This is a genomic window from Pseudoselenomonas ruminantium, from assembly GCF_900113715.1.
GTDB classification, from domain to species: domain Bacteria; phylum Bacillota; class Negativicutes; order Selenomonadales; family Selenomonadaceae; genus Selenomonas_A; species Selenomonas_A caprae.
This window is the reverse complement of the sequence record NZ_FOQK01000005.1, coordinates 12,928-27,643: the sequence shown is the minus strand read 5'-3', so window position 1 is coordinate 27,643 and position 14,716 is coordinate 12,928. Positions and strand designations below refer to the sequence as shown.

Annotated in this window: 10 protein-coding genes and 1 tRNA gene; 9 read left to right on the top strand and 2 right to left on the bottom strand. The window is 56.8% G+C overall.

All coding sequences use genetic code 11. The features are described from left to right. Window positions 1–18: 18 nt before the first annotated feature. From BM181_RS14925 to BM181_RS03680, 3 genes are all read left to right on the top strand, one after another. Window positions 19–960 (top strand): DUF1266 domain-containing protein, encoded by a 942-nt coding sequence (locus BM181_RS14925; protein WP_082336149.1) that lies wholly within the window; start codon window positions 19–21, stop codon window positions 958–960. Window positions 961–1,069: 109 nt separating this feature from the next. Continuing rightward, window positions 1,070–3,244 carry an ATP-dependent helicase gene (locus tag BM181_RS03685; protein ID WP_075442476.1) on the top strand — a complete coding sequence of 725 codons (2,175 nt, stop codon included), beginning with the start codon at window positions 1,070–1,072 and terminating at the stop codon, window positions 3,242–3,244. 68 nt (window positions 3,245–3,312) lie between these two features. Further along, entirely contained in the window at window positions 3,313–3,927 is a 615-nt protein-coding gene (locus BM181_RS03680; protein ID WP_075442475.1) for a hypothetical protein, read from the top strand. 13 nt (window positions 3,928–3,940) lie between these two features. Here the strand turns inward: BM181_RS03680 and BM181_RS03675 are convergent, their stop codons facing one another. After that, a complete protein-coding gene (locus BM181_RS03675; RefSeq protein ID WP_075442474.1) occupies window positions 3,941–4,351 on the bottom strand; it encodes a hypothetical protein in 411 nt (136 codons plus the stop codon). Continuing rightward, window positions 4,348–5,844: a Y-family DNA polymerase gene (locus tag BM181_RS03670; RefSeq protein WP_075442473.1), complete on the bottom strand. Its 1,497-nt coding sequence runs from the start codon at window positions 5,842–5,844 to the stop codon at window positions 4,348–4,350. Before BM181_RS03670 ends, BM181_RS03675 begins: the two co-directional genes overlap by 4 nt. Before the next feature lie 212 nt (window positions 5,845–6,056). Between BM181_RS03670 and BM181_RS03665 the strand changes: the two genes are divergently transcribed. The 6 genes from BM181_RS03665 to alaS all read left to right on the top strand — a co-directional run bounded on the left by BM181_RS03665 (window position 6,057) and on the right by alaS (window position 14,660). Further along, window positions 6,057–6,132: transfer RNA gene (locus BM181_RS03665), tRNA-Lys, on the top strand. 68 nt (window positions 6,133–6,200) lie between these two features. Continuing rightward, complete coding sequence (locus BM181_RS03660; RefSeq protein WP_075442472.1) at window positions 6,201–6,632, top strand: 5'/3'-nucleotidase SurE; 432 nt, start codon at window positions 6,201–6,203, stop codon at window positions 6,630–6,632. A gap of 129 nt (window positions 6,633–6,761) precedes the next feature. Next, window positions 6,762–8,003 carry an adenosylhomocysteinase gene (locus BM181_RS03655; RefSeq protein ID WP_075442471.1) on the top strand — a complete coding sequence of 414 codons (1,242 nt, stop codon included), beginning with the start codon at window positions 6,762–6,764 and terminating at the stop codon, window positions 8,001–8,003. Window positions 8,004–8,030: 27 nt separating this feature from the next. Further along, on the top strand, window positions 8,031–9,311 hold the full coding sequence (locus tag BM181_RS03650; RefSeq protein ID WP_075442470.1) for an amidohydrolase: 1,281 nt from the start codon (window positions 8,031–8,033) through the stop codon (window positions 9,309–9,311). 88 nt (window positions 9,312–9,399) lie between these two features. Beyond that, on the top strand, window positions 9,400–11,901 hold the full coding sequence (locus BM181_RS03645; RefSeq protein WP_075442469.1) for an FtsK/SpoIIIE family DNA translocase: 2,502 nt from the start codon (window positions 9,400–9,402) through the stop codon (window positions 11,899–11,901). Window positions 11,902–12,041: 140 nt separating this feature from the next. Continuing rightward, the gene (alaS, locus tag BM181_RS03640; protein WP_177207161.1) at window positions 12,042–14,660 is read left to right on the top strand and encodes an alanine--tRNA ligase; all 2,619 of its coding nucleotides are present in this window, start codon (window positions 12,042–12,044) and stop codon (window positions 14,658–14,660) included. Window positions 14,661–14,716 lie beyond the last annotated feature (56 nt).

Genomic DNA, 14,716 nt, shown 5'->3' with positions numbered 1-14,716 from the left:
ACAGGAAAGGGCGATAGCATGGAAAGTTTTACAATCAAGGCGAAGTTTTTGTCGCCAAAAGGATTTTTCAGCCGGTTATGGAAGCGGGACCATTATGGTACGATTACCTTGCAGCCAGATAATAAAATGACCATGACGGGATATGACAAGGTTTATGCTGCTCTTGACGTGGGCGGATTTTATGCCCAGTTTGAGGGCGATGGCGTTGAATATCTGAACGTGCAGATGAACGAAGATGGCGAGGAGGTTTATCGCTTTGCCGTCTACCATGAGGATGCGTATAAGTTTTTTGCCTGGCTGATCCGGCAGGAGGTTTGTCACTTCGGGCTGAATATGCTGCGGGAAGACGAGGATGCATTCCGGGAGCATCTCGAGGGCCCCGTTATGAAGCAGCTGCGGGAGTGGCAGCTGGAAGATGACAAACGCATCCGGCGGCCGGCAGATGATTTGTTTTGGGATGGCGTAGACGAAAAGCTCCGCCAGTGGATCATTGCGGATTGCGCGATCGTCCATATGGCAAATGGTGTTGAGATACAGGAGCTCGGCGGGATGCCTGCCAGCGACCCGATGGGACGCGAGTATGGACGGCAAATTATGCGGGATTCCTGGGAAATCAATAGCCGCCCGGAGCTTATTGAGACAATCATGGATATGGCTGGACAGAATCTTTTGTGGCAGCTGCAGCGCACGATACAGAATGCCGGCTGGGGATATCTGGCCGGGTATCTTACCCTGCGGGAAACCTTGAATGTAATCCTGACGGCAGGGAAGCGGCTGCAAAACGTGACGCGCAGCTGGGAGGATTTCGGCAAGGCGTATCTTCGTTCCTACAGCACTTATATGGGGGATACAGGCGAAGACTATGAACAGCGGGAACAGGCTTTTAAGCAGCTTTTGATGGCAGAAGATAGTCCCTACCGGAAAGTTCCCTTTGATATGGAGCTATGTAAAAGCTGGTAATCTTTGCCGTTATTATCGGAAGACTATTGAAAAGTAGCGCAAACCATGCCAAACTACTATATAGATACGGCAGTATTGCTGGATGATGTAAAGACTTGGGAGGTTGGCTATGGCAGAAGAGGAACTGGAGATCTTGGCGGGGCTCAATAGGGCGCAGCGGGAGGCGGTTACGGAGACGGAAGGCTATGTACGGGTGCTGGCTGGCGCCGGTTCGGGCAAGACCCGGGCGCTCAGCCAGCGGTTTGCCTATCTGGTCAATGAGATCGGCATCATGCCGGGCAATATCCTCTGTGTGACCTTCACCAACAAGTCGGCAACGGAGATGCGCAAGCGTATCCACCTGCTGACGGGCGATAACGATACGGGCTATATCAATACATTCCATGGCTTCTGCGTATCGGTGCTGCAGGAGGACAGCTATGCGGTGCAGTATCCCAAAAGCTTTCTGGTGCTTGATAACAGCGATATCGATGCGATGCTCAAGATTATCTATGAGGAGCGTCACTTGTCCCTGCGGGATATGACCTTTGCCAAGGCGAGGGATATGATTGAGATACGCAAAATCTTCACGGAGCCCAAGTATTACGAGGATATGATCGCCCTGTCGCTTGACGGCATCAAGGAAAAGTATGACCGGGCCGTGGAGCCAGCCGATATTATCTTCTATGGTTATCTGTATCAGGAAAAGAAATGCTTTGGCCTGGACTATAACGATCTCATCAAGTTCACGCTCTATATCTTCGAGCAGAAGGAAGAACTGCGGCTCAAATGGCAGCAGCGGCTCGAGTACATCATGATCGATGAGTTCCAGGATATCGATGAGCTCCAGTACCGCCTCATGAAGATACTTTGCGGCTATCATAAGAATCTCTTCGTGGTCGGCGATCCCGACCAGACCATCTATACCTGGCGCGGGGCCAATATCCGCTATCTGCTGGATTTCGATCAGGAATTTTCACCGGCTAAGACCATCTACATGATGGAAAACTATCGCTCGACGCCGGAGATCCTGGCCGTGGCCAATGACCTCATCGCCCATAACCGCAACCGCATCGAGAAGAATCTCCGGCCAGTGCTGCCCGCTGGGCAAAGCGTGCTGTGCGCCAGCAACGATTCGCCCGAGGAAGAAGCCAAGTGGATTGCCCAGGAGATTGCAAAGCTTCACGAACAGGGCGTACCATATCGCCAGATGGCCGTGCTCTACCGTGCGCATTATCTGTCGCGGCCGCTCGAAGAAGTCTTTTTGCGGGCGGAGCTTCCTTATACGCTCTACAGCGGCATCCATTTCTTTGACCGCAAGGAAATCAAGGATGCCCTGTCCTATCTGCGGCTGATCGCGTACCGGGATGACTTGTCATTCCTGCGCGTTGCCAACGTTCCCAAGCGCAACCTGGGGGAGCGGCGCATGGCCTTCCTGCAGGAATACGCGGCGCAGAACGGGTGCAGTCTCTATGAGGCCCTGCGGCAAAGCCTCGACCAGGAGCTTTTCCAGCGGACTAAGGCCAAGGCCTTGGTGGAGCTGGTGGAGGAGTTTTCGGCTTCGTACAGCGGCCGTCCGGTATCGGAGGTGCTGGCGGCGCTGCTGGATGCGAGCGGCTATGAGGCCATGCTGCGCACCGAGGGCAGCCAGGAGCGGCTCGATAATCTGGCCGAGCTCAAGCAGGCCATCTATGAGTATGAGACATCCTGCGGCGAAGAAGCGATGCTGGAGGATTATCTTTCGCGGGTGGCTCTGCTGACCAACAGCGATACGGCAGAAACGGGAGACAAGGTGAAGCTGATGACCGTGCATGCGGCCAAGGGCCTGGAGTTTCCCTATGTGTTCCTCTGCGGCCTGAACGAGGGCATCTTCCCCTCGCGGAAGACGCGGACCCAGCCGGCGATGGAGGAGGAACGGCGGCTGGCATTCGTCGCCGTGACCCGTGCCCAGAAGCGGCTCTATCTGTCCGCGGCGTCAGGGCTCAACTTTGATGCGTCCCTGCGCTATCCGTCCCGGTTCCTGCTGGAGCTTGACGATGGCCTGCTGGAATACGCACAGCCTGTTCCTGCGCTCACGCGCCAGGATGCCCAGGCTTATATCCGGGATATGGACCGGCGCATGGCTGCGGCCAATGCGCCGAAAAAGGCAGCCTTTGCCAAGGGCGACAGGGTTCTGCACCGCATCATGGGGGATGGAGAAATCCTGGCGGTGAATACCGATAAGGGAGCCTATGTGATAAAGTTTGCCGATATCGATACGCCGCGGGAAATCTCATTCAAGGCCAAGCTGGAAAAGATTTTATAATCACGGTATAATATATGTGTGTAATAATGAAAAGCACTTGTCATTATTATGGATAAAGGAGGAATACTATGGCTATGTTGATTGGTATCATGATCTTGAACCTGGTCATCAGCTTTTTGAATGCCCGCAACGTCGGGCAGATCTGGGCAGAGTCCAAGGCAGTTGGCGGCTGGGTCCGCCTGCTGGCCTGGTGCGGTGCCATCCAGTCAGCGGTTGGCTTTACCTTCGTCTATGCGGTTGTCGTTTCGTATATCGCCGTATCGACGGGGTATCTGCCCGCCAGCATGCTCGGCGTATTGTCCAGTCTCATCTATCTGATGATCATCGTGCCGGCCATCGGCTCGGGCATCATCATCACGATCCAGTCCTGGATAAACTTTGCGCGGGAAAAATCGCTGATGAACATCGGTGTGGCCGGCTGGAACACGTTTGCCCAGGCGTACAACACCTATAACGCCATCCAGAGCTTTGGCCCGGCCCTCGATACGGTGCAGGAAGGTCTTGGCGGTCTGTTCGATGGCGACGGCGATTCGGATAACTCGACGATGCGCGTTATCCTGCTGGCGGCAATCATCCTGTTGGCAGGTGTCATGACGACAACGGTCATCATCCGCCGCTATGAGGCGAGCCTGCCGGTATCGGAGGCAGTCCGCAACGGCAATCGCGATCTCGATTATCGTTAAAAAAACATCCAGCTCAAAGGGGCTGGATGCGGACAATATGGATAAGGTCGATGCGTGTGCCATCTTGCAGCACCAGCTGCTGATGGGCATGGTCGAGACGTTTGATGACGGCGGTCCGCGTTTCATAGCGGCCGCCGTCTTTGTATGCATCGGCCACAAAATAAGTGATGGCCGCCTTCGGCGAGGGGGCGGCCATCACCTGCTGGAGACTGCGGTCCAGCAGCTCCTGTTCGTCATCGGCAAGGTTTGGCGGCGGCAGCGTGATGCGGGCGCTTTCGCGCACGGCGTCCTCGTAGCCGGTCAGCGCCGCAAACGGCGAAAATTGCGCGGCCCGCTTCGCTAGCGGCATCGACGGATGACGCTTGGACGCAGGACGTGGCAGGTTGATGATATCGCCGTATTTATTCGGCTGTTCTTCCTTCATGCGCGGTGGCCTCCAATCTGATTGTTGCGGCTGATGGCTGTGGCTCCTTCCTGCAGGTTGGCGCCCTTTAGGATGGCATTCTTGCCGAAGCGTTTCTTGAGGGCGAGGATGGTCTGCTGGATGGAGGTCTCTTTGGCATTTGACTTGTCAATTCCGGACTCTTCTGGTCCGGCGAACAAGTCAAGCTCAGCTGGGGGCGGCGCGGCTTGATATTCTGCCTGCGGGACCGTGTCGCCGAAGGTGATGGTCAGACGGCGTACCAGCAGGTCCTTATCGGCAATGGCAGCAAAGAGCTCCCGGACGGTTTTGAGCAGCAGCGAGGAGGAGGCGGTCGGCGTAGCAAAATGCCTGCTGCCGTGGGCAGGCTTTGGCACCATGCGGCCGTAGTGGTCGCGGTGCAGGGGGCCGTGGTAGTTCTGGCGCGTGTTTTCGATGTCGTAGCCGATATCGAGGATGAGCTGGCCGGCCAGCAATTTCTTGTCGACGAGTTCGAGGGCCAGCAGATCTGTCATTTCCCAGGCCACGAGGACGGCTTTGTCATAGGGATAAGGATTTTGGAGCACCTGGCCGGAGCCGATGCTGGTGGCTGCAGGCTTATAAGCCTTGATGGCGGCCATGGTGCAGGGTTCATAGCCCCAGGCATGATCGATCAACAGCTCGGCATTGACGCCGAACAGGCGGTAGAGCAGCTCCTCGTTATGGAAGTCCGTGGCCTTGCCGAGGGAGCAGCGGGCGATATCGCCCATGGTGCAGAGCCCATGCTGCTCGAGCTTCTTGGCATAGCCGCGGCCGACGCGCCAGAAATCCGTCAGCGGCCGATGCTGCCAGAGCGTCTGCCGGTAGCTTTGCTCATCAAGCACAGCGATGCGGACGCCGTAAGCGTCAGGGGCCATATGCTTGGCGACGATATCCATGGCCACCTTGCTGAGGTACAGGTTCGGGGCAATGCCGGCGGTGGCAGTGATATGCGTAGCTTGATAGACCGCATGGATCATGCGGCGTGTCAGCTCCTGCGCCGAGCATCGGTAGATGCGCAGGTAATGCGTCAGATCGATGAATACTTCATCGATGGAGTAGACATGGATGTCCTCAGGGGCAATGAATTGCAGATAAATCTTGTAGATCTGCGTGCTGATTTCCATATAACGGGCCATGCGCGGCGTAGCTATGACAAAATCGATGGCCAGCTCGGGATGTGTGGCAAGCACAGCGGCATCAGCCGATTTTCCCGTAAAGCGATGGTGCGGGGCTGCTGCCAGCCGCAGCTGGTTGGCCTGCTTTACCTTTTCGTTGACTTCAAAGAGCCTTGCCCGGCCCGGAATGCCATAACTTTTGAGCGCTGGCGATACCGCAAGGCAAATGGTCTTGCTCGTGCGGCTGGCATCGGCGACGACGAGATTGGTCGTCAGCGGATTGAGTCCCTTGTCGTGGCATTCGACGGAGGCATAAAAAGATTTCAGATCGATTGCGGCAAAAACAGATGACAGCGCCATAACGCCGGCTCACCTCCTTCAAAGGATAGTTGACGAACTTACTTTCTCTCTATCACGATACCATAGAACAAAATAGAACACAAGCACTGTTTTTGCGGGGGCAGGCTGGTGATGCCAAAAATTTTCAAAAAAATGTTGACAATGAAAAAACATAGTGTTAATATAATACCTGTTCTTGAGGGACGGAGCCGCAAGGCTCTTGAAGAAAAGCTGACTCACTAGCTCAACTGGCAGAGCAACTGACTCTTAATCAGTAGGTTCACGGTTCGATTCCGTGGTGGGTCACCATTGAGATTTAGGGCTGTCCAAGTTTGGGCGGCCTTTTTTGTATGTATTTTCAGCTATGGAGGGATCGTATGCGTATTCTTTTGTCGAACGATGATGGGATTGAGGCAAAGGGCATCGAGGCACTGGTCAAGGCACTCTATAAGGAGCACGAGGTCATTGTCTCGGCGCCGATGTATCAGCAGAGCGGTATGGCGCACGATGGCGAGGCCCAGCCGGATCTTGTCGTGTCGGGCATCAACCATGGCGCGAACCTGGCTACCGATGTGCTTTATTCGGGGACGGTCGGTGCGGCCATGGAGGGCTATCTGCACGATATCTCCTCGGTGGCCTTGTCCCTCGATGTCGACAGCCGGCTGTCCTATGACGAGGCGGCGGCCTTGCCATCAAGCAGCAGGAAAAGGACGGGCGCGTCTTCTATACGATGGCAGGCGAGATCTACGACTCGGACAAGGGCAGTGCGACCGACATCTATGCCACCGAGTCAGGCTATATTTCGGTGACACCGCTCATTATCGACATCACGGACTACGTGGAGCTTGACAAGCGCCTGGAAAAATAAGGTGGCAGCAAACACGTTTTCGTGATAAAATAAATTAGATTTGTTCGCTGCAAGCAGGGAGGTATTTCTTATGGAATCTATGATCCGTGATATCAAGCTGGCACCTTCGGGGCATGACAAGATCGAGTGGGTAAAGAATTTCATGCCGGTTATGGCGGCAATTGATGAAGAGTTTTCGAAATCGAAGCCCTTTGCCGGCAAGAAGATGGTCATCACGCTGCACCTTGAGGCGAAGACCGCTTACATGGCGGAGATCTTCAAACATGCAGGGGCAGAAGTTGCCATCACGGGCAGCAATCCGCTGTCGACGCAGGACGACATCGCGGCAGCGCTTGTCGAGGATGGCCTCAATGTCTTTGCCTGGCATGGCTGCACCGAAGAGGAATACTTCACGTTCATCGACAGGGCTCTTGATATCAAGCCGGACATCATCATCGATGACGGCGGCGACCTCGTTCATCTGCTGCACACGAAGCGCCGTGAACTGCTGCCGAATATCATCGGCGGTTCCGAGGAGACGACGACAGGCGTCCACCGCCTGCGGGGGCTTGCCAAAGAGGGCAAGCTGGAGTTCCCGATGATCGCGGCGAACGATGCCTATATGAAATTCCTGTTTGACAACCGCTATGGCACGGGCCAGAGCACCTGGGACGGCATCATGCGCACGACGAATCTCGTCATCGCTGGCAAGAATGTCGTCATCGCCGGCTATGGCTGGTGTGGCAAAGGCGGTGCGCTGCGCGCCCGCGGCCTTGGGGCCAACGTCATCATCACGGAAGTCGATCCCATCAAGGCCATCGAGGCGGTATTTGATGGCTTCCGCGTCATGCCGATGGATGAGGCTGCCAAGATCGGCGACATCTTCCTGACGCTGACGGGCGATAAGGATGTCATCTGCGAACGCCATTTCAAAGTCATGAAGAATGGCGCCATGATGGCTAACTCGGGTCATTTCGACTGCGAAATCAATATCCCTGAGCTTGCGGGCTGCTCGGTATCGCGCCGTACGGTACGCAACAACATCGAAGAATTCAAAATGGCCGATGGCCGCAAGCTCTACCTGCTGGCGGAAGGCCGCCTGGTCAACCTCGCAGCCGGTGACGGCCATCCGGCTGAAATCATGGATCTCTCGTTTGGTGTACAGTTCTTCTCGGCACTGCATCTGCTGAACCAAGGCCGGGAAATGAAACCGGACGTCTATCTGATGCCCGAAGAGATCAATACGAAGATTGCGGAGATCAAGCTCAAGGCCCTCGGCGTAGGCATTGACGTGCTGACGCCGGAGCAGCGTGCTTATCTGAATCTCGAATAACATACAAGTAAGGGAAGGAAGAGTAACATGAAAACACTGATCAAAAACGTTTGCGCGGTAATGCCGGACGGCACGACGCCAGTAACGAATATCATGATCGACAACAACCGCATCGCGGGGATAGGCGATGTTCCCGAGGATTTCCGTCCGGGCAAGGTCATCGACGGCACGGATCATTTGGCTGTGCCTGGCTTTGTCAATGCGCATACGCACACGTCGATGACGCTGCTGCGCAGCTATGCCGATGACATGGCTCTCATGGACTGGCTCAACAACGAGGTCTGGCCGGCTGAGGCCAAGATGACGTCTGACGATATCTATTGGGGTGCTATGCTGGCCATGCTCGAGATGATCCGCACGGGTACGACGACGTTTGCCGACATGTACGGGCCCTGGATGGAGCGCGTGGCTGAGGCGGCCATGGATGCCGGACTGCGCGGCGTGCTGTCGCGCGGCATCATCGGTGTTGCCCCGGATGGGGAGAAGAAGCTCGAAGAGAATGCGGAGCTTTACCGCAATTTCCATGGTGCAGCCGATGGCCGCATCACGGTCATGTTCGGCCCGCATGCGCCGTATACCTGCCCGCCGGCATTCCTCAAGAAGGTTGCTGCCAAGGCGCAGGAGCTCGGCGCCGAAATCCACATCCATATGCATGAGACGCTCGATGAAGTCAATGGCTCCCTCAAGGAATATGGCCGGCGTCCGTTCGACTGGGTCGCTGAGACGGGTATCTTCGAAGGCAAGGGAACACTGGCTGCCCATTGCGTCCATCTCGATGACAACGATATCGAGATCATCAAGAAATATGGCATCCGCGTGGCGCACAATCCTGGCAGCAACATGAAGCTGGCCAGCGGCGTCGCTCCGGTAACGCGCCTGCTCGACGAGGGCGTCTGCGTAGCGCTCGGCACCGATGGTGCCTCGTCGAACAACAACCTCGACATGCTCGAGGAAGTGAACCTGGCAGCGATGCTGCACAAGGTGCACCGCTTAGATCCGGTAGCTGTTCCGGCCTTCCAGGCCCTGCAGATGGGCACGGAGTTCGGCGGCCAGGCCGTCGGCATCCCCGACATCGGCCGCCTGGAGAAGGGATGCAAGGCCGACATCACGCTGTTCGACATGAACAGTGCGGCTTGGTGCCCGCGCAACAACCCGGTTTCCCTGCTCGTCTACTCGGCAAATTCGAGCTCGGCGGATACGGTCATCTGCGATGGCAAGGTGCTGATGGAGAAGCATGAGCTCAAGACGCTCGATGAGGAGCGCATCCTGTTCGAGGCTCAGCGCTGTGCCGATCATTTGACGAAATGAGTATGGTTTGATCGCAAAGGATGCCTTTCCTGCGGGGGAGGCATCCATTTTGCGTCATGTTTGAGGTTTGTGAGAAAGAGGTGATCCCTTGAAAAAGAAGACGACGGAACGGAAAACGACGCGGCGGCGCAAGACGGCGGCAAAGGCCGAGGTGAAGCCGGCCAATCCGGGCCGTAAGTACGAACTGGCAGGATTGGCCTTTGTGGCGGTGAGCCTCATCTCCCTCTGCGGTCTGTTCGGATTGAATGTCGGCTTTGTCGGGGTGTATTTTGCCAAATGCCTGCATTATCTGTTCGGCATTGGCGCCGTTGTCATATCGTTGGTCATCCTGCTGATCGGCTATCAGTATATGGCCAAGCATCATGGGCTGGTCTATTCGCCACGGTTCTTTGGGCTGGGGCTGCTGTTTTTGTCCGTGCTTGCCATCTGGCATCATTTTGTCATTCCTGTTGGCGCAGAAATCCTGCCGGACAGCCTGCCGCGGGGCGGCGGCCTTATGGGCGGCGGCCTGCTGTTTGTCCTGCGCAAGTTCTTCGGCGTCGATGGTTCGATCATCCTGCTCGGCGCAGGCACGATCGGCTCTATCCTGCTCTCGACGACGTGGTCGCTGGCTGCGGGGCTTATGAGGACCCAGCAGACGGCAGCCAAGGGGGCTAGTGCTGCCGGCGAAGCAGTCTCGGTCGCCTATGAGAAGGTGGCCGATGTCAGCGGCCGCGTCGAAGAGCGCGTCGTCGATGCCGTCAAGGAAAAGGTCAAGAATTCGTTCTACAATCAGGAGCGCGATCCGCATTTTGCCCAGACGGAAGACGAAATGCCCGCTGAGCTTGCGCCGGATAAAACGGAAAGACCGGAACCGGTTATCGCTGAACCAGAGCCAGAGCCGGCAAGCGAGGAACCGCCGGTGCCAAAATTCACGATTGAATACGGGCGCAGCCAGGAGGAGGAACCGGACATCCCGCAAAATCCTGTGACCGTGCCGCATACAGAGCCGGTCGTCGCACCGTCGCCCAAGCCCATGCGCAAGAACCCAACGCCGATGCCTGAATACGGCGAGATCGCGCCGATCCGTCCGGCCGCGGCCCTGCTCGATGGCTCGGAAGCTGCGGCGAAGGCAAGCGAAGCGGCCCCGCCGCCTGCCAGACCCTACGAGATGCCGAAGGTCACGGAGCTCCTGTCCAAGCACGCGAAGAAAAAGAATGCTGCGCTTGAGATCGAGATCGAGGACAACGCGCGCACGCTGCAGCAGACGCTGGCGGACTTCAAGGTCAAGGCAACCATCATCAATGCCTGCCACGGTCCGGCCGTCACGCGTTATGAGCTTGAGCCGGCAGCCGGCGTCAAGGTCAGCAAGATCACGAATCTGGCTGACGATATCGCCCTGCGTCTGGCAGCCTCCTCGGTGCGCATCGAGCAGATACCAGGCAAATCTGCCATCGGCATCGAGGTGCCGAACAAGGAGCTGGAGGGCGTCGAGCTCCGTGAGGTGCTCGAAAGCCCGAAATTTGCCGATGCGAAATCCCGCTTGACCGTAGGTCTTGGCATGGATATCGGCGGCCAGGCTATCTTTGCTGACCTGGCGAAAATGCCGCATCTGCTCGTCGCCGGTGCCACGGGTTCCGGTAAGTCCGTCTGCATCAACACGCTGATCACGAGCGTGCTGTTCAAGGCCAAGCCCGATGAGGTCAAGTTCATCCTCGTCGACCCGAAGATGGTCGAGCTTTCGGGCTATAACGGCATCCCGCATCTGATGGTGCCAGTCGTCACGGATCCGAAGAAGGCGGCCTCGGTGCTGAACTGGTCGGTGCAGGAGATGGAGAAGCGCTATGCAAGCTTTGCCGAGCACAACGTCCGCAATATGGATACCTATAATAAGAAATTCCCAGAGGACAAGATGCCGGCCATCGTCATCATCATCGACGAGCTGGCGGACCTCATGATGGTCGCGCCCCACGATGTGGAAGATGCCATCTGCCGCCTGGCCCAGAAGGCCCGTGCGGCGGGCATCCATATGGTGCTCGCAACCCAGCGTCCGTCGGTAGATGTCATCACGGGCATCATCAAGGCCAACATTCCTTCGCGTATTTCCTTTGCCGTGTCGAGCCAGATTGACTCGCGTACGATCCTTGATCGCAGCGGTGCTGAAAAACTGCTGGGCAAGGGCGATATGCTCTTCTATCCGGTAGGGGCAGCCAAGCCGCGCCGTGTACAGGGGGCGTTCATCAGCGATGATGAAGTCGAAAACCTCTTGAACTTCATCCGTTCGCAGGGGCAGGAGATGGAGACCAACGAGGAAATCGTCGCGTTCACCGAGCAGGCGCTGGCTGCCGAGCAGGCCGAGGAAAATGGCGGCCGCAGCAATGCGCCGAAAACCGATGAACTCTTGATGGATGCGGTCAATCTCGTCATGTCGACAGGGCAGGCTTCGACTTCGAGCATCCAGCGCCGGTTCCGCATCGGCTACACGCGCGCGGCCCGGCTCATCGACACGATGGAGGAGCTCCATATCGTCGGCCCGAATGTCGGCAGCAAGCCGCGTGAGATCCTCATGACGACGGAACAGGCACAGGAAGCGGCGGCCAGCCTTTCGTAAGGCAAATCGTAAACCTGTAATAAAACGTTTCACAAGCGTGGAAAAATATGGTAAAATAATCAACTAGATGTTCTATAAACACAACAGTGATAAAGTCACTGCTGAAAATACCTATATGGGGGTAGATTTTTTTGAAGTATATGAGTGGTAACGAACTGCGCGAAGCATATCTGCAGTTCTTTTCCGAGAAAAAAGGCCATCTGCGCCTGCCGAGTTTCTCTCTGATCCCGAAAGATGACCCGACGCTCCTGCTGATCGGTGCAGGCATGGCGCCGCTGAAGCCGTTCTTCACGGGCAAGATGAAGCCGCCTCGCACGCGCGTCACGACGAGCCAGCGCTGCGTCCGTACCGGCGATATCGAGAACGTCGGCCGCACGGCGCGTCATCAGACGTTCTTCGAGATGCTGGGCAACTTCTCGTTCGGCGATTACTTCAAGGGTGAGGCTATCCCCTGGGCTTGGGAGTTCCTGACGGAAGTCGTCGAGCTGCCGAAGGAGAAACTCTGGGTAACGGTTTATCCGGATGATGATGAGGCTATCGAGATCTGGAAATCCCAGCCGGGCTTCCCCCAGGATCATATCGTCAAGATGGAAGATAACTTCTGGGAAATCGGCCCTGGCCCGTGCGGCCCGGACTCCGAGATCTACATCGACCTCGGCGAGGAGCGCGGCTGCGGTTCGCCGGACTGCGCAGTAGGCTGCGACTGCGACCGTTATCTTGAGATCTGGAACCTCGTATTCACGCAGTATGACAAGCAAGAAGATGGTTCTTATGCCAACCTCGCGCATAAGAACATCGATACGGGCTGCGGCCTTGAGCGTATCGCCTCCGTTGTCCAGAACAAGAAGACGAACTTCGAGACAGACCTGCTCTATCCGATCATCGAATATGCTGCCAACGTTGCTGGCGTCAAATACGGCGAGGATGACGAGAAGGATATCTCGCTGAAGGTCATCGCTGACCATGCCCGTTCCATGGCTATCATGATCATGGATGGCATCCTGCCGTCCAACGAGGGCCGTGGCTATGTCCTGCGCCGCATCCTGCGCCGTGCTATCCGTCATGGCCGCATGCTCGGCATCAAGGACAAGTTCCTCGAGGGTGCCGTTGACGCTGCTGTCAACATCTACCGTGGCGCCAAGGATTTCGAGGAGCTCATCAACAAGGCTGACTACATCAAGAAGGTCATCAGCATCGAGGAAGACCGCTTTGCTGCTACCCTCAATCAGGGCATGGAGCTCCTGAACGGCGAGATCGAGACGGTCAAGAAGGCTGGCAAGAAGGAGCTCGATGGCCAGGTTGTCTTCAAGCTTTACGATACCTTCGGCTTCCCGTGGGAACTCACCGAGGAGATCCTGCACGAGAACGAGCTCGACCTCGACAAGGAGGGCTTCGAGAAGGCCATGGAAGAGCAGCGCACGCGTGCGCGCAACGCACGTGCCGAGAACACGCGCGTCGAGGTTCCAGACCTTTCGAGCATCGATGTCAGCAAGCTGACGGTAGACGAGACGGCCAAAGAAGGCAAAGTCGTCGCTATCTGGAAAGACGGCGTGCTCGTCGATGAGATCACGGACGGCGAAGAGGCTGGCATCATCCTCGACAAGACGCCGTTCTACGCCGAAGGCGGCGGACAGGTCGGCGACGAGGGTATGCTGGTCAGCGAGTTCGGCCGCATCAAGGCTGTCAATGCCAAGAAGCTGCCGGATGGCACGGTATACCATGTTGCCTATGTTGAGGAAGGCCAGCTCAAGGTCGGCGAGACGGTCAAGATTGAAGTCGACCAGACGAAGAAACTGGCTTCGGCCCGCAACCATACGGCTACCCATCTGCTGCAGGCTGCCCTCAAGCAGGTTGTCGGCGACCAGGTAAGCCAGGCAGGCTCCTCCGTTACGCCGGAGCGCCTGCGCTTTGACTTCACGAACTTCGAGCCGGTGACGGCTCAGCAGCTCGCTGACGTCGAGGAACTCGTAAACCTCGAGATCCTCAAGGGCACGGATGTCGAGATCAGCCATATGGGCATCGAAGAGGCGAAGGCCGCTGGTGCTATGGCCCTGTTCTCCGAGAAATACGGCGATGTTGTCCGCGTCGTCAAAGTCCCGGGCTTCTCGATGGAGCTCTGCGGCGGTTCCCATGTCAAGAACGTCGGCCAGATCGGCATGTTCAAGATCGTCAGCGAGTCCGGTGTCGCATCGGGCGTACGCCGCATCGAGGCTATCACGGGCCAGGCTGCCCTTGACTATGTCCAGGGCAAGATGGCAGTCCTCGCCGAGGCTGCTGCCAAGCTCAAGGCCAAGGAGGAAGATGTCCCGGCTCAGATCGAGAAGGTACAGGCTGAGGTCAAGGCTATGCAGAAAGAGCTCGCGGAAGTCGCTGCTATGCGTGAGCAGGCTGATGCTGCAGATCTGCTCGGCGGCATGAAGACCGTGAATGGCGTTGCGGTTGCTTGCGGCAAATCGAATGCTGCTGGCATGGATGAGCTCCGCGACGTTGCGGATATGACGTGCTCGAAGCTCGAGTCGCCGTGCGTTGTCGTGCTGGCTTGCGCTAACGATGGCAAGGTCAACCTCGTCGTCAAAGCCGATAAGGCTGCTGTTGGCAAGGGCATCCATGCCGGCAAGGTCATCAAAGAAGCAGCTGCCGTTGTCGGTGGTGGCGGCGGCGGCCGTCCGGACATGGCTCAGGCTGGTGGTAAAGACGCCAATGCGATCCCGCAGGCACTCGATAAAGCATTTGCTATGATCGAAAGCCAGCTCGGCTGATCGTTCCATAGATAAAGGAACAGACTCCCTCTGGAAAGAGGGAGTCGTTCTATCTT